17 protein-coding genes and 1 tRNA gene are annotated in these 19,228 nt (G+C 71.2%); 12 read left to right on the top strand and 6 right to left on the bottom strand.

Features of this window, described 5'->3' with window-relative positions:
- Window positions 1–57 precede the first annotated feature (57 nt).
- From A3CQ_RS0121025 to A3CQ_RS0120990, 8 genes are all read left to right on the top strand, one after another.
- Window positions 58–1,986, top strand: coding sequence for a diguanylate cyclase (locus A3CQ_RS0121025; RefSeq protein ID WP_026205973.1), 1,929 nt, complete (start codon window positions 58–60; stop codon window positions 1,984–1,986).
- A gap of 47 nt (window positions 1,987–2,033) precedes the next feature.
- Window positions 2,034–2,948 carry a UTP--glucose-1-phosphate uridylyltransferase gene (locus A3CQ_RS0121020; RefSeq protein WP_020512923.1) on the top strand — a complete coding sequence of 305 codons (915 nt, stop codon included), beginning with the start codon at window positions 2,034–2,036 and terminating at the stop codon, window positions 2,946–2,948.
- Window positions 2,945–4,255 (top strand): molybdopterin molybdotransferase MoeA, encoded by a 1,311-nt coding sequence (locus A3CQ_RS0121015; protein WP_020512922.1) that lies wholly within the window; start codon window positions 2,945–2,947, stop codon window positions 4,253–4,255. Before A3CQ_RS0121020 ends, A3CQ_RS0121015 begins: the two co-directional genes overlap by 4 nt.
- Entirely contained in the window at window positions 4,252–4,872 is a 621-nt protein-coding gene (locus A3CQ_RS0121010; RefSeq protein ID WP_020512921.1) for a GNAT family N-acetyltransferase, read from the top strand. Before A3CQ_RS0121015 ends, A3CQ_RS0121010 begins: the two co-directional genes overlap by 4 nt.
- A 145-nt stretch (window positions 4,873–5,017) precedes the next feature.
- Window positions 5,018–5,737, top strand: coding sequence for a divisome protein SepX/GlpR (sepX, locus tag A3CQ_RS0121005; protein ID WP_020512920.1), 720 nt, complete (start codon window positions 5,018–5,020; stop codon window positions 5,735–5,737).
- Between the two features lie 77 nt (window positions 5,738–5,814).
- Window positions 5,815–5,888 (top strand) — tRNA-Ala (locus tag A3CQ_RS0121000).
- Between the two features lie 321 nt (window positions 5,889–6,209).
- A complete protein-coding gene (locus A3CQ_RS57605; RefSeq protein ID WP_157296121.1) occupies window positions 6,210–6,956 on the top strand; it encodes a DUF8453 domain-containing protein in 747 nt (248 codons plus the stop codon).
- Window positions 6,957–7,860: 904 nt separating this feature from the next.
- On the top strand, window positions 7,861–8,187 hold the full coding sequence (locus tag A3CQ_RS0120990) for a hypothetical protein (protein ID WP_020512918.1): 327 nt from the start codon (window positions 7,861–7,863) through the stop codon (window positions 8,185–8,187).
- 3 nt (window positions 8,188–8,190) lie between these two features.
- Here A3CQ_RS0120990 and A3CQ_RS0120985 read toward each other — a convergent pair whose 3' ends face one another.
- Together A3CQ_RS0120985 and A3CQ_RS57600 are read right to left on the bottom strand one after the other, a co-directional pair.
- Window positions 8,191–8,967, bottom strand: coding sequence for an SDR family NAD(P)-dependent oxidoreductase (locus A3CQ_RS0120985; protein WP_020512917.1), 777 nt, complete (start codon window positions 8,965–8,967; stop codon window positions 8,191–8,193).
- On the bottom strand, window positions 8,964–9,836 hold the full coding sequence (locus tag A3CQ_RS57600; protein WP_020512916.1) for an aldo/keto reductase: 873 nt from the start codon (window positions 9,834–9,836) through the stop codon (window positions 8,964–8,966). Before A3CQ_RS57600 ends, A3CQ_RS0120985 begins: the two co-directional genes overlap by 4 nt.
- Before the next feature lie 137 nt (window positions 9,837–9,973).
- Here A3CQ_RS57600 and A3CQ_RS0120975 point away from each other — a divergent pair, with 137 nt between their 5' ends.
- Entirely contained in the window at window positions 9,974–10,813 is an 840-nt protein-coding gene (locus tag A3CQ_RS0120975) for a hypothetical protein (protein WP_020512915.1), read from the top strand.
- Here the strand turns inward: A3CQ_RS0120975 and A3CQ_RS0120970 are convergent.
- Entirely contained in the window at window positions 10,810–11,130 is a 321-nt protein-coding gene (locus A3CQ_RS0120970) for a winged helix-turn-helix transcriptional regulator (RefSeq protein WP_040432656.1), read from the bottom strand. The genes A3CQ_RS0120975 and A3CQ_RS0120970 overlap by 4 nt on opposite strands.
- Before the next feature lie 70 nt (window positions 11,131–11,200).
- Here A3CQ_RS0120970 and A3CQ_RS0120965 point away from each other — a divergent pair, with 70 nt between their 5' ends.
- Window positions 11,201–11,749, top strand: a complete 549-nt coding sequence (locus tag A3CQ_RS0120965) for a carboxymuconolactone decarboxylase family protein (protein ID WP_020512913.1) — start codon at window positions 11,201–11,203, stop codon at window positions 11,747–11,749.
- Between the two features lie 60 nt (window positions 11,750–11,809).
- On the top strand, window positions 11,810–13,054 hold the full coding sequence (locus A3CQ_RS0120960) for a GAF domain-containing sensor histidine kinase (protein WP_020512912.1): 1,245 nt from the start codon (window positions 11,810–11,812) through the stop codon (window positions 13,052–13,054).
- 55 nt (window positions 13,055–13,109) lie between these two features.
- On the opposite strand, the gene A3CQ_RS0120955 is transcribed toward A3CQ_RS0120960, so the two are convergent.
- The 3 genes from A3CQ_RS0120955 to A3CQ_RS0120945 all read right to left on the bottom strand — a co-directional run bounded on the left by A3CQ_RS0120955 (window position 13,110) and on the right by A3CQ_RS0120945 (window position 18,277).
- Window positions 13,110–15,488 carry a bifunctional polysaccharide deacetylase/glycosyltransferase family 2 protein gene (locus tag A3CQ_RS0120955; protein ID WP_020512911.1) on the bottom strand — a complete coding sequence of 793 codons (2,379 nt, stop codon included), beginning with the start codon at window positions 15,486–15,488 and terminating at the stop codon, window positions 13,110–13,112.
- Entirely contained in the window at window positions 15,485–16,231 is a 747-nt protein-coding gene (locus tag A3CQ_RS0120950) for a hypothetical protein (protein WP_020512910.1), read from the bottom strand. Before A3CQ_RS0120950 ends, A3CQ_RS0120955 begins: the two co-directional genes overlap by 4 nt.
- Window positions 16,232–16,702: 471 nt before the next feature.
- Window positions 16,703–18,277 carry a dolichyl-phosphate-mannose--protein mannosyltransferase gene (locus tag A3CQ_RS0120945; RefSeq protein WP_026205971.1) on the bottom strand — a complete coding sequence of 525 codons (1,575 nt, stop codon included), beginning with the start codon at window positions 18,275–18,277 and terminating at the stop codon, window positions 16,703–16,705.
- A 54-nt stretch (window positions 18,278–18,331) separates the two neighbouring features.
- On the opposite strand from A3CQ_RS0120945, the gene rsmI reads away from it, so the two are divergent.
- Window positions 18,332–19,177, top strand: a complete 846-nt coding sequence (gene rsmI, locus A3CQ_RS0120940; protein ID WP_020512908.1) for a 16S rRNA (cytidine(1402)-2'-O)-methyltransferase — start codon at window positions 18,332–18,334, stop codon at window positions 19,175–19,177.
- Window positions 19,178–19,228: the final 51 nt, after the last annotated feature.

Genomic DNA, 19,228 nt, shown 5'->3' with positions numbered 1-19,228 from the left:
CAAACGGTGCACACTATGTCAGCATCGCTCCAAAGAGGGCCACTCCCGGGAGGATGCGTGACGCTACGTGGCCGGTTGACCACCGCGTTCCTGGTGGTCGTTCTCGGTCCGGTCCTGCTCGGGTGCATCTTCGTCGCGCTGACCGTCGCCACCGTGAGCCGTGATCGGACGGCCGAGCGACTCGATCATGCCGCGACCACCGTGCGTACCGGAATAGGGGCGATCTGCCGTCAGCTGCAGGCCGCCGCGGACGCCGTCGCCGTCGTGCCCCCCGGGGAGCGGACCGCGGTCGCCAACCAGCTCGTCGCGCGCGGCCTGGCCAGCGACATCCACATCCTCGAGTCCGTACCCGTTGGCGCGAGCGACAGCTGGCAGGACTGTGCCGCGCCCACCGGCGGCCAGGCCGACGCGATCGCCGCCACCGCCACGATCGGCACGGTCGCGATCACCGCGGCGCAGTCGGTCGACGATTCCTTCCTCGATCGCCTCGCCGCCACCAGCGGGGCGAGCATCAGCCTCGACGGCCACGCCACGCCGGGCAGCCGCGAGCTGAGCGCGGGGCCGGGCCAGCCGCTGCGACTCACGCTCACCGTGCCCAGGACCAAACCCACCTTCCTGTACGCCGTCCTGCTCACCGTCGTCCTCGCCGCGGGCGCCGCCGGGATCGTCGTGTCCCGCTGGCTGGCGCGGTCGACCACCCGGCCGCTGGGCGATCTGGCCTGGGCGGCCGACCAGGTGGCCGGGGGCGACCTGGACACCCGGGTGCCGATCGTGCGCCCCGACGAGCTCGGGCGGCTGGCCGCCACCTTCAACCGGATGACCCGCGAGCTGCAGGCCTACGTGCAGGCGCTCACCGCCAGCCGCGACCAGCTCCGCGGACACCTCGCGATCCTCGGCGAGACCCTGTCCAGCACCCACGACGTCGACCGGATACTGCAGGTCATCCTGCGGACCGCGCTGGCCGCGACCGGGGCGCGGGCCGGGCTCGTGCTGCTGCTCGACCCGGCCGGCGGGCACCTGGTGGCGCACAGCGCGATCGGACTGACCGGTGCCTGGGACGTGCCCGAGGCCGAGCTCGGCGCGCTGCGCCTGCCGGTCGGCTCGGGGGTGCTCGGCACGGTCGCGGCGGGCGGCGAGCCGCGGCGCGGGCACGGGGAGCTGGCCTCGGCCGAGCCGCCCTGCCGCACCTACGTCGCCGTGCCGATCCGCGCGCCGGCCGGCGTCGACGATCCGCTGCTGCCGGGCGAGTCCGCGCCGGCGACCCTCGGGGTGCTCGCCCTCTACGACCGGGTCGGCGGCGACGATTTCGACGACGCCGACCTGGGGACGCTGCGCACCTTCGCCGGGCAGGCCGGGGTTGCCGTGCACAACGTCCGGGTACACGAGGAGGCTCAGCGGCTCTCGCTCACCGACCCGCTCACCGGCCTGTGGAATTACCGTTATCTGCGGGAATCGTTGCGCCGGGAGGTGGAGCGGGCGAGCCGGTTCGGCCGGAAGCTGGCCGTGCTGGTGCTTGATCTCGACCACTTCAAGGAGGTCAACGACACGTACGGGCACGCGGCCGGTGACGCCGTGCTGGGCGAGTTCGCCCGCCGGATCCGGATCGGGCTGCGTGAGGTGGACGTGGCGTTCCGCCAGGGCGGGGAGGAGTTCGTGGTGCTGCTGCCGGAGACCGACGCGTACGGCGGGGTGATCGTGGCCGAGCGTCTCGGTGCGGCGGTGCGCGCCCGGCCGGTGTCGATCGAGGCGCGCGGCGCCGTCCCGGTGACGGTGTCGATCGGGGTGGCGGTCTTCCCCGAGCACGGCGCGACGGCGCAGGAGGTGCTCGAGGCGGCCGACGATGCCCTGTACGCCGCGAAGAACGCGGGCCGGGACACCTACCGTCTCGCCGAGGACGCGACTCGCCGCGTACCCGAAATGAATTTTGATCCTGCCGTGGGTCCGAGCGGTGGGCCGCAGCCGCCGCGTCAGGCACGCGGCCGATAGTCTCGCGGAATATCCGGGCACGATCCGAGCGAAGGTGCGGTGACCTGATGACCCAGAACGCGCATGCGACCCGTCGGCGGGCGGTCAAGGCCGTCATTCCCGCGGCTGGGCTGGCTACGCGGTTCCTGCCGGCCACCAAAGCGGTCCCCAAAGAGCTTCTGCCGGTTGTCGACCGGCCCGTGCTGCAATACATCGTGGAGGAGGCGGCCGCCGCCGGCATCACCGACGTGCTCCTGGTGACTGGGCGCGGCAAGACCTCCATGGTGGACCACTTCGACCGCCGCCCCGACGTCGAGCAGCGCCTCGAGGAGAAGGGCGACCTCGAGCGGCTCGCCGCCGTCCGCCGCACCAGCGAGCTGGCCGACATCTACACCTGCCGCCAGGGCGAGCCGCTCGGCCTCGGCCACGCGGTCGGCGTCGCCGCCTCGCACATCGGCGACAACGCGTTCGCGGTTCTGCTCGGCGACGAGTTCGTCGAGGAAGACAAGCCGCTGCTGCCCGCCATGCTCGACCTGCAGGCGCGGACCGGCGGGATCGTGCTCGCCTTCATGGAGGTCAAGCCTTCCGAAACGTCGCGCTACGGCATTGCTTCGGTGGCGCCCTCTTCCCTGGGCGACGACATCGTCGAGGTCACCGGCCTGGTCGAGAAGCCCGCCCCCGACGAGGCGCCCTCGAACCTGGCGGTTTTGGGCCGGTACATCCTGCCCGCCGCGATCTTCGACGCGATCGCCAACACCAAGCCCGGCAGCGGCGGCGAGATCCAGCTGACCGACGCCATGGCCCAGCTCCTGGCGGACGGCGTGCCGGTGCACGGCATCATCTACCGGGGCTTCCGTTACGACACCGGCATGCCGCTGGGTTACCTTCAAGCGGTGGTGATGTTGGCGAGCAAGCGGGCCGACCTCGGCGAAGAGTTCCGTTCCTGGCTCGCCGAGTTTGTCGCCGGCGGTGCGAAGGGATGACGGCAACGGCCGATGCCGAGGCGGCCGCCAACGAGCTGATGCCTCTCGCCGAATACCTGGGCAGCGTGCTGCGCAGGCTTCGGGCGCTGCCTCCGCTCGACCTCGACCTCACCCAGGCGCACGGCAACGTGCTCGCCGGTGACGTGCTCGCGCCGCACCCGTACCCCGCCTTCGACCAGGCCGCGATCGACGGATACGCGGCCCGGTGGGAGGACCTCGCGTCGGCCGGGCGCATCGGCTCGCATCCGTCCTTCGGCAAGTTCGAGGGCGGGCCGCGCCCGGTGCGGCTCAACGTCGTCGGCGACCTCGGCGCGGCCAGCTGGCGTCCGGTGCGGCTCACCCCGGGCACCTGTTTCTCGGTGGCGGCCGGCGCGCCGCTGCCGATCGGCACCGACGTGGTCGTCCCCGTGCACTGGACCGACCAGGGCATGGCGGCCGTCGAGATCCTGCATGCGCCCAAGCGCGGTTCGGGTGTCCGGCGTACGGGCGAGGAGCTGGCCGCCGGTCAGCTGCTCGCCTCGGCCGGCACCTACGTGACGCCGGCCATGGTGGCCACGTTCGCCGCAGCCGGCATCGGTCACGTGATCGTGCGGCCCAGCCCGCGCGTGGTCGTGGTGGCGACCGGCGACGAGCTGGTCGACGTGGGCCGGCCCAGCCAGCCCGGGCAGGTCGTCGACGCGAACTCGCACGCGCTCACGGCCGCCGCGGTCGAGGCCGGCGCGCTCGCGTACCGGATCGGGATCTGCGACGACGACCCGGAGGGCCTGCGCGGCCTGCTCGAGGACCAGACGCTGCGCGCCGACCTGATCATCACGACCGGCGGCACCGGCACCGGGCCCGGCGACATGCTGCGCCGCGTCCTCTCCCGGCGTGACCCGGGCCGGGGCGTCGTCGAGTTCACCGACGTGGCCCTCTGTCCCGGCGCGACGCTCGGCTTCGGCACGGTCGGCGGCGAGGAGGTGCCGGTCGTCTGCCTGCCCGGCGAGCCCGGCGCCGCGCTGATCGGCTTCGAGGTGCTGGCCCGGCCGGTCATCCAGCTGCTCGCCGGCGCCGAGCCGGTGTTCCGACCCAGCGTCAAGGCGCACCTGCTGGAAACCGTCTCCTCGCCCGGCGGGCTCCGCGAGTTCCGCCCCGCTCACGTGGCCGAACGGCGCGGCGGTGGCCACACGGTGCAGCCGCTCGCCGGTGGGCCGTACACTCTCTCCGGCCTTGCCGAGGCCAACGGTCTGCTGGTCCTCGGCGAGCGGGTCACCTCGGCCGCGGCCGGGTCGACCGTTGACGTGTTACTCCTCGACCGGAGGCGATGATGCTGGGCTCGACGCCCGGATGGCCTGCCGTCCTGGCGGACGGCCCCGTGCTGCTGCGGCCCTACAAAAGGGGTGACGCGCGCGCGTGGTCGGAGGTGCGCATCGCCAACCAGAAATGGCTCGCGCCGTGGGAGTCGTCGCCGCCCGGTCCGTGGGCCGAGATGAACTCGACCCGCGCGTACGCCTACGTCTACCAGGACATGAAACGTTCCGCCCGGCGCGGGGACAGCATGCCGTTCGCGGTCTGCCTCGACGATCGGCTGGTCGGGCACCTCAATCTGGGCAACATCGTGCGGCGAGCCTTCGGTTCGGCGTACGCGGGCTATTGGGTCGACTCCCGGGTGGCCGGCCGGGGCGTCATCCCGACCGCGCTGGCGCTCGCCGTCGACCACGCCTTCGGGCCCGGAGGCCTGCACCGCATCGAGGTCAACATCCGCCCGGAGAACCGGCCGTCCCGCCGCGTCGTGGAGAAGCTCGGCTTCCGCGAGGAGGCCTACCACCAGCGGTACATGCACATCGACGGCGGCTGGCGCGACCACCTTGGATACGCCCTGACCAGCGAGGAGGTGGCCGCCGAGGGCGGTCTGCTGGCCCGCTGGCGGCGCGTACGTGCTTGAAGCTTCGATCTTCGCAGCGTGACGCGCCCGGCGCGGCGCGCGCATTTCCGCAGCTCCCGCCCGTAGCCTCGGGGAGATTGGGTCTTGCGGTCCGCCTTGTTTTTCGGGTAGAGCGGGCCGCCCGTAGCTGACGGGAGGGGTGAGGGTGCCGACCTCGGTGCTCCTCGCCGTCCTCGCCGCGGCCGGACTGCTCGCCCTCGCGCCGGCGCTCGTTCGCCGTTACGACGCGACCGAGCGGCTGGCCGCGGAGCGGGCGTCGTCGACGGCGCGGGTGCTGCAGCGCCGCCGCCGTCGCCGCACCGTGCCCGGACGCCGACCGATCAACCCCGGGCGGGCCGTCACGGTTACGGTTCCGTCGGCTCCCGCTCCGGAACGGCGACTGCGCCTGGTGACCGGCCGGTCGCCGCGCCGGATCCCGCCGCGGCGGCACACGCCGGCGATGGTGCGGCGGCGCCGGGTCTTCGCGGCGCTGCTGCTGCTCAACGTCATCGAGCTGGTCGGGGTGCTGTCGGTCGGTCCGGGGTTCTGGATCGGGTTCGCGGTGACCGGGTCGCTGCTCGCTCTCTACCTGGTGCACCTGCGGAACCGGGCGCTGGCCGATCGGCGGCGCCGGCGGATCGAGGCGCGCGAGGCCGCGTGGCTGGCGGCGCGGCAGGCCGAGGTGCGGCGCGAACAGGCCCGGCGAGCGGCGGCGCGGCGGGAGGCGCAGCGGCGGCTGGCGGCCCAGCGGGAGGCCGTGCGGCGGGCGGCGATGGGTATCGACCGGGAACCGTCGGAGCTGCCGGCGGCGTCCGTTTCGTACCGGCGGGGCGGCGGGTTGCGGGGGCGGGCGTACGAGGCCGGTGGACGGCACCACACGGCGTGATGTTTGGGGGGTCCGGTTCGCAAGCCCGTCCGCTGACCTGTTAGCCTTGCTGCGGTTCGACGGACGCGTTCCATCGAGGGGCTGTGGCGCAGACTGGTAGCGCACCTCGTTCGCATCGAGGGGGTCAGGGGTTCAAATCCCCTCAGCTCCACTCTCACATCGACTGGCCAGCGGAAACGCTGGCCAGTGATCGTTAGGACCAAATCCGGCACGCTTCAGAGCCGGATGAGGGTCGCGACCGCCTCGCCGCCACTGCGCCCACAGCTTCGACCAGGTTTGGTCGTGAATCGGTTGGCCGAGATCGTCGGCGAACAGCCTGCGACCCGCTGTCAACCACACACTCCCGGCTGAGGTGTAGCTGCGCAGAGATGCGACGTTCCGCACGTTCACGCCCTGGTCAGGGCGCGAGAGATCCGTTTAGGGCAATTGAAGGGCGAACTCTCTCTACATCTTCAAGGCGCGGCTTTGGGGCATGGCCGCGCAGACCCTGAGTCCCGTCGGACACGACGAAGCGCCCGAGCATTCCCAAGCAGCAAACGTTCGGGGCTCATCCGATCGGGTGATCGACGTTCGACAGCCCGCAGGCGCGGCGTGCGCAGGCGGGGTCGCTGCCTGGTGGGCAGCTATCAATGGCGTTCGCACGCTCAGGCAGGCCCGAACCGACAGCCGCAACCGGAGTAGGCCGATGGTCGCGGCGGAACTTCAGCCGGTCGAATACTCCAAAGGGATGATCGCGCTGGTCGTCAAGAACTTCGGTCCGACGATTGCCCGCAACGTCAAGGTCACGTTTGATCCGCCGATCCCTGACCCGAACAACCCGGCCCAGAGCCTTACAACGTTCCTCAAGCGCCGCTACGAGAAGCCCATCCCGACCCTCACGCCCGAGATGAAGTTGTCGAACCTGTGGTTCATTGGGCGGGCGGGAGATGACGACCAGTTCCGCAACACGGAGCCGACTCCCGATCAGTGCACAGTGACGATCACGTGCGAGTCGGCCGACGGGACAGAGTACGAGGACAAGTTCGTGATCGATGTCGCCCTGGTGAAGGCCGAGACTTACGCCGAATCCTCGACGTCGCCCCAGGGTCGTATGAAGACTGTCGCCGACAGCCTCAAGTCTCTTGACGCTTCGGTGACGTCGATTGCCAGGGCTCATGCGCGCCCTCAGGCCGCTGCGGACTCCCTGGCAGGGCGAGTGCATCCCAGCACCAGCAACTGAGGGCCTCCGGCGGCCGGGGGCACAGCCCCGGACCCCGCCAAGACCGGCCGGTCACCTGCTGCGGGACAGTGCCTGAATTCGTGTCCGCTACGCACTGGAAGCGCGCATCCTTCGCCGACTGCTGCTGAACATTGATGCGCAGGTGTTCGCTACGCGCACGTCGTCATCATTGTTCGCCGGCTGTCGCTGAAGGTGCGCCGCTGGCATCCCGATACGCACATCGAGTCGTCAATCAATCATGACCGCGCGGCTGCCGCAGCACCGACGGCGATCGGTCGCACCCCGCGCAACCATGCGCCGCCCGGCCCATGGCACGCTCAGCCCGGCCACCGGCCGCGCGTGACTGGCGCGGATGACGCGTACGGGGAAATTGCCGGCTTTGGCGAGGCCGTGCCCAGCTCACACGCCTAATCGTCAGATGTCGATGTTGTAGTCTGCCGCAGAGGTCTGTGGGTTCAACCGTCGCGCATTCGTTGTAGACAGGCTGCAGGACTTCATCCGATCGTCCAGTTTCTCTTGACGATCAGCCGAGGTTCAGGTCGTAAGACTCGACGGCGATCAATTTGAGGACAAGAGTGTGAGCGCCCCCACACCCATCGTGCAAGGACGCTCGATGTCTTACGCGAATTCGCACCAGGGATATCAGCCGCCTTCCCCCGACGAACGCTGGCCTCAAGGACCTCGGCACACCGGCCAGCAACCGCATATCGGCCCCCAGCACTCCGGTCCGCAGCACTCCGGGCCGCAATATCCCGGCCCGCAATACACCGGTCAGCAACCCTCGTGGGCGCAGCCGACGCCTGCGCCGGCGCTACCCGCACGACCCAACTGGCAGCCGGGCTCCGGCTGGGAGCAGACACCGCCACCGCCTCCGCCCGCGCGGGGATCGGGCGGCAAGTGGGCGGTGATCGCCGTCGCGGTCGTCGCGCTTCTCGGCATCGGCTACTGGCTGTTCTGGCCGTCGACGGGCACCGGCTTCGACGTCAAGGTGACCAAGTGCCAGTCGTCCGGCAGCGTCGCCACGGTCGGACTCGAGGTGCACAACCGGTCCTCCAGCACGCAGACCGCGACGATTCGGGTCGAGTACCACGCCAAGGACGGCAAACTGATCGACACCGACACCGTGCTGGTGCGCGACATCGGATCGGGGGACACGTCGCGCATGGAGCAGAGCACCCTCATCGACGCAGGCGACGGCGGAGTCACCTGCAAGGTGACCGGTTCCGCCTGAGCCTCACCAGGCGGTCCACCCGCCGTCGACCACGAGGTTGGCGCCGGTCGTGAAGCTGCTGCGCGGTGACGCCAGATAAAGCACCGAGGTAGCGATCTCGGCCGGGTCCCCGACCCGGCCGAGTGGCGTCTGGCTGCCCAGCCGCGCCAGTAGCGAAGGGTCGCCGCCGCCCGGGAACGCCCCCGGCGTCAGGCAGTTGACCCGCACCCCGGCCGGGCCGAGCTCGACCGCGGCGTACCGGGCGAGCTGCACCAGGCCGGCTTTCACCGCGCCGTAGTAGGGCGGGTTGCCGGCCTCCGGCGTGTCGTACAGGTGCGGCTTGGGGCTGACCAGGCCGTACATCGAGGCGATGGCGATCACGGCGGGGGAGCTGTCGGCCGCCGCGGCCACCAACAGGTCGCGGGTCGCGTCGAGCAGGCGCTGGAACGCGGCCAGGGCGAGGTCGGCCGCCGCCAGATAGTCGGCCGGTTTCGCGGAGCGCAGCGACCCGCCCCGGCCGACGTGGGCGTTGTGCACGAGCACGTCGACCCGGCCGCCGGCCCGGCGCAGGGTCTCGCCGAGGGCCACGACGTCGTCGTCGACGGTGACGTCGCAGCGCGCGGCCTCACAGCCGAGTTTCGCGGCCAGGGCGTCCAGGCGGCCCTGGTCGCGGCCGACCAGCCAGACCCGCGCGCCGGCGCCGGCCAGCGCCTCGGCCATGACCGGGCCGAGCCGGCCGGTCGCGCCGGTCACCACGGCCACCTTGCCGTCTAGGCCGAAGAGGTCGTTCGGGGTGATCATTTCGACCACCGGCTCGGGTCGAGCAGGTCCACCGGCATCTCGGGCAGCTCCTGAAGAACGTGTGCGCGTTCGTCGGCGGTCAGTGGCGGGCGGGCGATCAGGGCGGCGTTGGCGCGCAGCTGCTCCTCGGTCTCCGCGCCGACGACCAGCGAGGTCACCCAGGGCAGCGACAGCAGGTAGGCCAGGCAGAGGTCGGCGCGGCCGTCGCGACCGAGGCCGGCCGCGAGCTTGTCGAGCGTGGCCACCACGGCGTCGCGGTCGGCGTCCGGCACGTTCGGCCAGCGCACGGCCGTTCCGGCCACAAGCAGACCTTGGAGGTACGCGCTGCGCACCGTCACGACGAGGTCGGGCCGCTGCCCCAGATCGGTGTCGAGCCACCGCCGGTCCAGGATGTTGCAGGGCAGCTGGACGTACCCGAGGTCGGGCAGGTCGAGGACCCGGCGCAGCTCGTCGGGGGACTGCACCGAGACGCCGATCCGATCGGCCTCGCCGGTGTCCAGCGTCGTCCGCAGCTCGGACCAGCCGTCGTCGGCGTCGGCCGCCCGGTGCAGCAGGATCGTCAGCGGCCCGCGCGGGCGCAGCGCGGCCCGGCTCGCGTCGACGCTCTCGCGGACCGGCACGCCCGGCGCCACCTTCGTGATCACCGAGAGGCCGTGGTCGACGGCGCCGATGCGCCGCTCGCTCTCGCCGTAGGCGCGGGCGGTGTCGAGGTGGGTGACGCCGAGGCTTCGGGCGGTGGCCAGGATGGTCGCGACCGCGTCGTCGCCCGGCACGCCGGTGCGGTTGGCTATCCCGTACGCGCCGCCGAGCTGGGCCGTGCCGAGCACCAGCGCCGACTGGCGATAGCCGCCGCGCTCCCGAGTTCTCATGGCTGGCGTCATCCGTTCGTCCGCAGTTCGATGGTCCCGCGCGCTTTCGGGCACCGCCGCCGTGGCGGGTACCATCCAACGCCGGGACCGAACGTATCCGCTCGGTTTTCCGGCGGGACTCCGGGGTCGGTGAGGGTATGCATCACGCGAACTACTACTACGGGCACGCCCACGTGCTGGCCCGGTACTGCGAGCTGCCCGAGCCGCTGCACCCGCCCCGCATCCAGGGCTACCTTCAGCACGGGTGGAACATCGGCGACGGCCTCGCCCCCGGCGTGCCGTTCGTCGAGGGCAGCCGGCTGCTGGTCTGGTCCGAGCAGGTTCGCCGTCGGGCCTGGTCGCAGGGCCGGCGCGACACCGTGGTGGTCGGTTCCCCGTTCGCCTACCTGCTCGAGATGGACCCGCCGGCCGACGACGAGCGCGAGGGCACGATCTTCTACCCGTTCCACGGCTGGGAGGGGCAGGAGGTGATGGGCGACCACCGGCGGTTGATCGACGAGATCAAGGCGCACGAGTCCGGCCCGATCACGGTCTGCCTGTACTGGAACGAGCACCGGGTCCGGGCGATCCGCAAGCTGTACGAGAACGCCGGTTTCCGGGTCATCTGTCACGGCTACCGCGGTTTCTGGTGGCGTGACACCGACCGCGATTTCCTGGTGCGCCAGCTCGCCGAACTGCGCCGGCACCGCCGCGTGGTCTCCAACCGTCTGTGCAGCGCGATCTTCTACGGCCTGCTGGCCGGCTGCCAGGGCGCGGTCTACGGCGACCCGATGGTCCTCGAGAACGGCGACACCACCTTCGGCGGCGAGCCGCGCCAGCGCCGCCAGTGGCCCGAGATCTTCGGCTACGACCCCGACCAGTCGGTGGGCTACCAGATCGCCCGCGCCGAGCTGGGCGCCGACGAGCTGGCCCGGCCGGAGGAACTGCGTGTCCTGCTCGGGTGGCCGGTTTCGGACCGTACGCTCGCCAGGGTTTAGGTCTTGGCCCAACGGTTCGCCCACTCGTCGAGCGGCCCCAGCGCCCGGCCGAGATCCCGGCCCAGCGGCGTCAGCTCGTAACCTCCCTCGCCCGCAGTCGCCAGGCCGCTCTCGGTGAGCTCACCGAGACGCTGGTACAGGACGCTCGACGACAGCCCCTCACAGCGGGCCAGCAGTGCGCGCGCGCCGAGGGGCTCGTCGCGCAGCTCCCAGATCACGCGCAGCGCCCAGCGGCGGCCGAGCAGATCCATGGCCGCCATGATCGGCCGGCCCGTGGTCGATCCGCGTACGGGATGTCCGGGGCGCGGAGTCGGCATGCGTTCTCCCTTGCGTTTCGTTTTCAGAAACACTAGCGTCCGTTTCGGAAATCGAAACAGGGGAGGGTCCATGCCGCGGATCGCCGTGCTTCAGCCGCCGTACGCCGAGGAGGCCGCCGCCCAGCTGGCGGGCATGATGCCGGCCGGGGTGCCGCCGATCGGGCTGTTCCGGATGTTCGCCCGGAACCTGCCGATGACCCGGGCCATGCACGGCTGGGGCCGGTACGAGCTCGGTCGCGACCTGACGCTGAGCATGCGCGAGCGGGAGCTCGTCATCGACCGCACCTGCGCCCGCTGCGGTTGTGAGTACGAGTGGGGCGTACACGTGATGATGTTTGGTGATCGGGTGGGTCTGACGCCCGGCCAGCGGCGCTCCCTGGCCCACGGCGGCCCGGCCGACCCGTGCTGGACTGATGAGCGGGAGCGGCTGCTCCTGGAGGCCGTCGACGCGCTGCACGACGACAACGACATCGGCGACGAGCTGTGGGCACGGCTCGCGGCGGCCTTCGACGAGCCACGTCTGATGGACCTACTGCTGCTCTGCGGCTGGTATCACGCGGTCAGCTTCGCGGCCCGCGCCGCCCGCCTGCCGCTGGAACCGGGAGCACCCCGCTGGTGAAAAGCACCGAAATTACTACTTTTCGGTGGTATCTCTGAAGCAAGTCTTCGGAGGTGACGCATGCAAGCTCCCCTGCCCGACAACGAAACCGATCGTCTCGCCGCTCTCTACGCGCTCGACATCCTCGACAGCGCGCCGGAACAGGATTTCGACGACATCGTGGCGCTCGCGTCGAGCGTGTGCGGCACGCCCATGTCCCTGGTCACCCTCGTCGACACCGACCGGCTGTGGTTCAAGGCCCGGGTCGGCACCGACCTCGCCGAGATCCCGCGCGAGATGTCGTTCTGCGCGCACGCGATCCTCGCCCGCGACCTGCTGGTCGTCCCCGATGCCACCAAGGACGCCCGGTTCGCGGACAACCCCTCGGTGGACATGGACGGGGGTATCCGCTTCTACGCCGGCGCACCGCTGATCACCACCGACGGGTACGCGCTCGGGACGCTCTGCGTGATCGACAACATCCCGCGGACCCTCGACGTCGAGCAGCAGCAGGCGCTGCGCGCGCTGGCCCGGCAGGTCACCTCGCAGATCGAGCTGCGCCGGCACGCGATCGCCCTGGCCAACACCACGGCCCGGCTGCAGGAGCTGGAGCGGCACAAGGACGATCTGGCCGGGCTGCTCGGCGGGGAGCTGCGGGCGCCGCTGCGGCTGATCTCGGCGTACCTCGACAAGCTGGGCAGCACCGGCTTCCACGACGCCGAGATGGCCGAGCTGGTCGGCCGGGCCACGGCGGGGCACATCCGCGGCTTCCTCGACCTGCTGCAGCACCTGACCTCGATGGCCGAGGCGGGGTACGGCAGCGAGAGCCTGCACATGCGCCAGATCGACCTGACCCGGATCACCCAGCGGGCGGTCGAGTCGGTGCGGCCGATCGCCGCCACCAAGCAGATCTGGATCCTCAACCAGGCCGGCGGTCCGGCGCTGCCCATCATCGCTGACCCGGTGCGGCTCGAGCAGGTGCTCACCCATCTGCTGTTCGCGGCCGTGAAGTACACGCCGTCCGGCGGGCGGGTGCGCGTCGGCACCGAGATCGAGTCGGGCCCGACCGTACGCCTCGACGACATGGACATGCCCGACGGCATACGGCCCGACCTGTTCCCGCACCTGTACTACGGCACCATCGCCAACCCGTCGGAGATCCCCGGCCCGGACCGCGGTCTGGCCGTGGCCAAGAAGATCCTCGACGCGCACCACGCGACGGTGGCGCTCTCGGACCGGCCCGGCGACGGCACCTCGCTGCACGTGGTGTTCCCGTTCGCCCAGTCGACCCCGGCCGATCTGATCGCCGACCTGGCCGCGGCGTAGGAGGCGGTACCGGCCCGCACCCGCCCGGCTGCAGTTCGGGCGGGTGCGGGCCGTTTCACCCGGTGTAGACCGGGCCGGAGCCGCCACCCGGGGGCGAGCCGGCTGACGGAAGGTCCTCGGGGTGCACCTGCGCCGGCACCGGTGGACGGGCCACGGCCCGGCCGGACGCCGGATGCGCCGGCGCCCGCCCCTGACCGATCGTCGACGGCCAGGTGTCCACGACCGGCGCGACCGGTTCCGGCGGGAGCTCCGGCAGCGCCGTGCGCGGCGTCAGCCCGGCCCGGTGCAGCTTGTGCCAGCGCAGCCGACCGCCGGTCAGCGCCGTCGTCGCCGACTGCATCAGCACCAGGTACATCAGCTGGCGGTAGGCGAACTGCTGCAGCGGCAGGCGCCACAGGGGAATCATCGACTCCCGGTCGAAGCGGAACGCGACCGCCGCGGTGAACAGCTGCAGGCTGAGCATGCCAAGCCAGGCGACCAGCGTCTCGTGCAGCTCCCAGAAGACCAGGCCGTAGACCAGCATGATGTCGACGACCGGGGCGAGCATCGGCAGCACCACCCCGAACAGGGCGAGGAACGGCAGCCCCACGCGCCCGAACCGGCCCGACGGCCCATGGTCGAACAATGCCCGGCGGTGCTTCCACATCGCCTGCATGGTGCCGTAGCTCCATCGGTAGCGCTGCCGGTACAGCTGCTCCAGAGTGGCCGGCGCCTCGGTCCAGGCCCGGGCTCGCTCCTCGTAGACGACCCGCCAGCCGGCCCGGCACAGCGCCATGGTGACGTCGGTGTCCTCGGCCAGCGTCTCGTCGCTGATCCCGCCGACGTCGGCCAGGGCCTGGCGGCGGAACCCGCCGATCGCGCCGGGCACGGTCGGCATGCAGTTGAGCACCTCGTACAGGCGGCGGTCGAGGTTGAAGCCGACGACGTACTCGATGTGCTGCCAGGCGGCGACCATCTTCTCCCGGTTGCCGACCTTGACGTTGCCGGCGACCGCGCCCACGCCCGGGTCGGCGAACGGCTGGACCAGCATCCGGATCGAGTCCTTCTCGAAGATCGTGTCGCCGTCGACGGTGACGATCAGGTCGTGCTTGGCCAGCGCGATGCCGGTGTTCAGCGCGTTCGCCTTGCCGCCGTTGGGCACCCGCACCACGCGCACGCCGGGCAGCGCGAGCCGCTCGACCAGCGCGGCCGTGCCGTCGGTGGAGCCGTCGTCGACCACCACCACCTCGATGCCGCCCGGGTAGTCGCCGCCGGCGAGCGAGCTGACGGCGGCCTCGATGCCCTCCTTCTCGTTGTAGGCGGGCACGATCACCGAGACCGGTTCGGTGACCTCGGGACCCCAGCTCCAGCCGCGCTTGCGCCGCTGCCGGGCGTGCCGGGTGGCGAGCAGCAGCAACAATCCCGTACGCCCGATGGTCAGCGCCCCGACCACCAGGAACAGCCCGGCGATCAGCCAGAGCAGCCCGTCGGCGGCGCGCACGGTGTCGATCACGGCGGTGCCCCGCCACACGTCGCTGCGGGGCGCCGGCGGGTTCTCGGGCAGCCGTGGCACCGCGGTCGCGCCCTTGGCCTTGTTCCGCTGGGCGATGCTCTCGTTGAGGCCCTCGGTGACCGTGGTGAACCGGTACCCGCGCGCCCGCATCATCGGGATGAACCGGCGCAGCGCGGCCACGGTCTGCGAGCGGTCGCCGCCGGCGTCGTGGAACAGGATGACCGCCGGTGTGTCCCCGGGCGGCGTCGCGTTGCGGACGATCTGCCGCACGCCGGGCCGCTGCCAGTCCTCGCTGTCCACGTCGTTGACCACGACCAGGTAGCCCTGCTTGCCGGCGTCCTTGACCAGTTTCCAGTTCACGTCGTCGATGGCGTTGGCCTTCGACGAGTACGGGAACCGGACGAGGTTGGTGTGCACGCCGGCGGCCCGCGCGATCGCCACCTGGGTCTGTGACAGCTCGAGGGTGCGCCGCCAGGCCGCGATCCGCTGCAGGTTCGGGTGGGTGAACGTGTGCAGCCCGAGCTCGTTGCCGCCGTCGGTGATCCGCTTGGTGAGCGCGGGGTGGCGGGCGACCTCGGAGCCGACGACGAAGAACGTGGCGTGCGCGTCGTTCTCGGCGAGCACGTCGAGGATCTGCGGGGTCCAGGTCGGATCGGGGCCGTCGTCGAAGGTCAGCGCGATGGTGTGCGCGGGCATCCGGCTGCTGCTCTCCTGGCCGCCGGTGGTGTTGATGACCGGGCCGCCGCCGCGGATGGCGAGCGGGACGCCGTCCTGGTCGCCGACCTCGGAGTCGAGGTGGTCGCTGGTGAACTCGGAGTTGATGTAGGCCTGCACGACCAGCACGCCGATGAAGACCAGCAGCAGGAGGATCGCGAGGGCGACCCGCGGCTTGGGCAGCAGCCGGCGGCGGACGGGCCCGCGTGGCTTGCGCGGGCTGCTCACGCGGCGGCCTCGGAGGCGGCGGCGCTCGCCGTGACCGTCGGCGCCGGATCGGCCTCGGTCGACGTCGACCCGGAGCCGCCGCCCTGTCCGCCGCCCTTCCCGCCGGCGTCCGAACCGGACGTGGCGGGCGGCGCGGGCGGCACGGGTGCCGGCGGCGCGACCACCGGCGGCGTCGTGGGCGGCACCGTGGTCGGCGTGGTGACCGGGACGGTGGTCGACTCCACCGGGTGGGTCGTGGTCGGCGTGACCTTGGGCGTGGTCGGCGCCGTCGTCGGCTTCTTGGTGGCGGTGGCCACGGCGGCTGAGGTCACGGTCGGCCGGGCCACGGCCGCCGACGTGATCCGGGCCGACTCGAGCTGGGGCGCCGCGTCGGCGCCGGCCGCGCTGGTGTGGCGTGACGGCAGCACTCCGGCGACGAACAGCGGCGTCGCCGGGTGGCTGGGCGTCGGCGCCGGCGTGGGGCTGGGCCGGGCCGGGGCGCCGCCGGTGGTGGCCGGCTCGAGGCCGGGCAGCGGCAGCACGGCGCTCGACCTGACCGGGCCGCCGGCCAGGCTGACGGCGATCAGGCCGCCGTAGAGCAGGACCAGACCGCCGAACCCGTACGCGACCCGGCGCAGCAGCCGGCTGCGGCGCCCGGTGCTGTCCACGAACACCGGTGCCGGCGGCGGTCCGGCGATCACAACCTCGGTGGCGGGGTTGTCGCGCTCGTCGATTTGCGGGTTTCCAGGCTCCTGCGAAGTCACCCGGCGAGCTTAAAAACAACCACGGAGATCTTGGTACCGATCACTCCACGGGATGACGGATGATCGCCATCGCTAAATCAACCGAAATGATGAGTGTGGACGTTTGACCAGATGGGCCGCGGTGTGTGTCGTCAGAAAAGTGATCGCTCTGAGCTGCGGCAGAATGGTCCGTCAATGGAGGTTACGCGAAATCATGGAATAGTTAGTTGTCGCATGGACGACACTTCAAACGCCATTTACGCGAAAACAATTCACGGCCCGATTAGCCAACCTTATACGGATACAACCGGTATGTCCGATGTGGCGATGTGGGCTTGGTCGAAATTTGAACCTTCGGCAGGTGACCCGTTGTGCCCGACATCGGAGGTCGTTAAGCTTCGAGGTGCGCGCCCCTATCGCCCGCTTCCCCCGTGGCAGGCGATCGGGGCGCGCCCTTGTGTGGCGGTTCCTCTGTGGCCGGCCCTAACCCCTTCAAATCCAGCGCGAGCCGAGCCACATCCGTGACGACCAGCTGTCGTACGTGATGAGTTGCCCCACGAAGATCGGGTGGAAGTAGGCGAAGCAGAGCGCCACCAGCACGACGTAGGCGCCCGCCACCACGGTTCCGACCAGTTGACGGTCCGATCTGGCCTTTCCGGTCGCGATCCCGCCCGGTGGCGTCATGATCGCCCCGAGCACGTAGACGACCGCGAGGATCAGGAACGGCAGCGCGGGCAGGACGTAGAACGAGAACATCGTCCGGCCGTCCTTGATCGCGTAGTAGAACCACGGCAGGATCCCGCCCGCGACCGGCACGAGGATCGCCCACGCCCGCCAGTCCCGCCGGGCGATGCCGAACCAGATCAGCGCCGCGAGCGCCGGCAGGAACGACCACCACAGCAACGGCGTGCCGAGCAGGATGATCTCGCGGGCGCAGCTGGGCGACCCGCAGTTGCCGCTGTTGTTCCAGTAGAACGAGACCGGCCGCCCGAGCAGCAGCCACTGCCACGGCCACGACTGGTAGGGGTGGTGCTCGGTCAGCCCGCTGTGGAAGTTGAACGCCTCGACGTGGTAGTGCCACAGGTTGCGCAGGGCGCCGATGACCGGCGGCTCGCTGAGCCCGTTGGCCTGCCGGTAGTGCCGGAAGTACCCGGTGTTGGTGACGAACCAGCCGGTCCACGTCGCGAGGTAGGTCACCAGGGTGAGCGCCACGGTCAGCACGCCCCAGCCGATGTCGCCGAAGATCCCGGCGATGACCGGCTGCGGGATGCCGGCCGAGCGGCGGGCCTGCCAGCGCCAGACGAGGATCAGCGCGCCGAAGAACGGCAGGAAGAACAGCCCGCTCCATTTCACCCCGCAGGCCATGCCGAACAGCACTCCGGAGACGAGCAGCCACCACGGCACGATCCGTGGGATCTTGGCCGTCTTGGTGGGGTCGTAGCCGTCCTCCAGCGCGCGCAGCAGCCGGCGGCGGTAGTGGTCGCGGTCGAGCACCATGGCGGCGAAGCTGGCCAGGATGAACAGGCCGAGGAAGATGTCGAGCAGCGACGTGCGGGACAGCACCAGCTGGAAGCCGTCGAGCGCCATCAGCAGGCCGGCCAGACCGGCCAGCAGCACCGAATGGAACAGCCGGTAGGCGACCCGGATCAGGATGAGGATCATCAGGGTGCCGGCGATCGCGGTCGGGACCCGCCAGCCGACCTCCTTGTTGCCCCAGACCATCTCGCCCAGCGCGATCAGCCATTTGCCCAGCGGCGGGTGGACGACGTACGCGGGGCCGTTGGTCTTCTCGTCCCACTCGACGCCGTGGTGGATCATGTCCCACGCGTCGGTCGGGTAGTACACCTCGTCGAAGATGTATCCCTTGGGCTGGCCCAGGTTCTGGAACCGCAGGATGGCCGCGATCACCACCACGACGCCGGTGACGAGCCACGAGTACGGATTGAGCCAGTTGTCGAGGGTCGCCAGGCGCCGGCGGACGATCTCGGGAACGCCGCGCACACCGGGGGGCTCCTCGGCCGCGGCCGGCTCCGGAGTGAGTTCTGTCTCAGCTGTCGCCGTCGTCACTCCGCGATCCTAGGGCCTACCGCTCGGAAGCGGGGCATGTGATGGACTCTCGCTGTGGCAGCGAACGAGAACGGGCGGGTGATCCTCGCCGGCGCGCCGCTCGGCAACGTCGGCGACGCGTCGGCCCGGCTGCGCGAGGTGCTGGCGTCGGCGGACGTGGTCGCGGCCGAGGACACGCGGCGGCTGGCTCGTCTCGCCCGCGACCTGGGCGTCACGGTGTCCGGCCGGGTGGTGTCCTATTTCGAGGGTAACGACGAGCGGCGTACGCCCGAGCTGGTGGCGGCGCTCGAGCGGGGCGAGACGGTCGCGGTGGTGACCGACGGCGGCATGCCGAGCGTCTCCGATCCCGGGTACCGGCTGGTCCGGGCCGCGCTCGACGCCGGATTCCCGGTGACCGCGGCGCCGGGCCCGAGCGCGGTGACCACGGCCCTGGCGCTGTCCGGGCTGCCCAGCGACCGGTTCGTCTTCGAGGGCTTCCTGCCGCGTACCGGATCGCATCGTCGCTCGCGCCTGCGCGAGCTGGCCGCCGAGCCGCGCACGCTGGTGTTCTTCGAGGCGCCGCACCGCATCGCGAGCGCGCTGGCCGACCTGGCGGCGACGTTCGGCGACGATCGGCCGGGCGCGGTCTGCCGCGAGCTGACCAAGACCTATGAGGAGATCCGCCGGGGCACGCTCGCCGAGCTGTCCGCGTGGGCGAGCGAGGGCGAGCCGCGCGGCGAGATCACGCTGGTGGTGGGGGGTGCGCCGGGCGGTCCGCCGCCGCGTCCGAGCGACGACGAGCTGCGCGACGCGGTGGCCGGGCGGGAGGCTTCCGGCGCGTCCCGCCGGGACGCGATCCAGGCGGTGGCCGACGAGTTCGGCCTGAAAAAACGCGAGGTCTACAGCCTGGTGCATCACTGACGCATTTTTTCCCGTACGCGCCGGGGACCCGGCCGGGCCACAGAGTGCAGC

The organism is Paractinoplanes globisporus DSM 43857 (genome assembly GCF_000379645.1).
GTDB lineage: Bacteria > Actinomycetota > Actinomycetes > Mycobacteriales > Micromonosporaceae > Actinoplanes > Actinoplanes globisporus.
This window is presented reverse-complemented; position numbering and strand designations above follow the sequence as displayed.